This window comes from Bacillus sp. JJ1764, assembly GCF_036962145.1.
GTDB lineage: Bacteria > Bacillota > Bacilli > Bacillales > Cytobacillaceae > Neobacillus.
This window is the reverse complement of record NZ_JBALNY010000260.1, coordinates 1-1,675: the sequence shown is the minus strand read 5'-3', so window position 1 is coordinate 1,675 and position 1,675 is coordinate 1. Positions and strand designations below refer to the sequence as shown.

Here is a 1,675-nt window from a genome sequence, read left to right as displayed (position 1 = left end):
CACAGTTTGAGTCAAATACGCATTATTCGTTTTTCTTCTTCAACTAAACTTCTTCGTTAGCATAACAAGCAAAAAAGACCGCCGCAGCGATCATTATTGAGCTCAAGCCCCCGATAGTTTAAGTGTATTGTTTCACAAACTCGCTTTTAAAGTTAAATTTGGTACTATATCATAATATTAGAAGAATGCGAATTAACTTGACTTTTCAAACTGGAATTTACCTCTTTGTAAAGTAATATGATGAATATTCCGTCCCATCATGACCAATCAACTTGTTTTCAGTAGGGGAAAAATTTAATTCCTTTAAAGCATTTATTCTTTCACTAGCAATAGGAAGTGCCTTTGTTGCTATCATATTACATTCAAACAATGTATAAGTTTTATCAATAATCAATTTTAAAATATCTATTATATTGGCTTTTGTTTCATAATCACTTCTCAAATCTAAACGGAGAAGACCACAATTATTAAAATAATCTTTAGACTCTCTATGAAATAATTCTATTGTTCCAATTACAGCATTATCTTTTTTATCTATAATAGACCATCTTACAAAACCTTTTCGGTCATACTCAAATTTCCAATCCTCAAGGGCCTGCTTCATTCTGTCACGTGTATTATAGTAATAATCATCTCCACCACAATTATCGCTATTAAATAAAGGAACAGCTTTTTTATCAGAATATACTTTTAACAAGTCATCACAATCTTCTATAGAAATAAATCTTAAATTGAATCTTTTATTTTTAAATTCGGGACAATTTACATATACACTATCCATATTAATTCTCCTCAAAAACTATTTATCAATTATTTATTAAATAACTTTTGAATCGCAATTAATTACTAATGGCATCACCTCGATTTTTGCATAACTTTTTTATTAGAAAAATAATACGTCTAATTTCATTTTACAGTAAATGCTCATTCCTTTTGTGATTTCATTTTGAACAAACCTGCCCGTCTTAATAACAAAAAATGACCGCCGTGGCGATCATCAACTTAAACTAACGCACCCGTAGTTCAACAAGTTTATTTATTTAATTTCATACTTGTAAAGTAACTCTACCCGTCCATTTTCCTTAAACTCAACCAAAGCTAAATTGGAAAACGTTTGCTTTAACGAAGGAGAGTAATGTTCATACTTATTTTTAAATTTCTCGAAATTAATTTCTGATAAATCATCCATAGCGAGAGTAATATGAGGAACCCAATTTTCTGGTGTATAAAAATGAAATAGGTCTTCACAGCACTTTGCCAATGTACTATTAATTTTCTTATGTACATCTAATATTTCGTTAGTTTTCTTTACTTGCAAATAAACCACTTTTGATGGGACTTCAAAGAAACCAAAACCATCAACTGTAAAATCAAAAGGCGAAATTTTCGTACAAAGTTTTGAAAGTTCCTCTTTCAAGATACTTATATTTGAACATCTCCCACCTTGGAACCCCAAGTTTGGGTGGTCAAATGAACGAACTCCAACCGAATTGAAGTCCTTTTCAAATATATCCCAAAAACGTAAAACCTCATACTTTTGTTCATCAGTTAATAATGAAGCGATGCCAACCGTTAATGCCATTGACCTTCTTCCTCTCAACCATTTCTTTACAATCATTTTATCACTTTTTATTAAACTAACCTGCTCCGTTAGCTCAATAACAAAAAATGACCG

2 protein-coding genes are annotated in these 1,675 nt (G+C 30.8%); both read right to left on the bottom strand.

The features are described 5' to 3' along the window. Positions 1-217: 217 nt before the first annotated feature. Positions 218-781 (bottom strand): GNAT family N-acetyltransferase, encoded by a 564-nt coding sequence (locus V7083_RS23610; RefSeq protein ID WP_335482651.1) that lies wholly within the window; start codon positions 779-781, stop codon positions 218-220. 255 nt (positions 782-1,036) lie between these two features. Continuing rightward, a partial coding sequence (locus V7083_RS23605) for a 2'-5' RNA ligase family protein (protein ID WP_335482649.1) occupies positions 1,037-1,675 on the bottom strand: 639 nt, incomplete at its 5' end.

Bases quoted from the DNA above. Each gene is read 5' to 3' on its own strand.
- V7083_RS23610 (WP_335482651.1), bottom strand. From the start codon at position 781: ATGGATAGTGTATATGTAAATTGTCCCGAATTTAAAAATAAAAGATTC.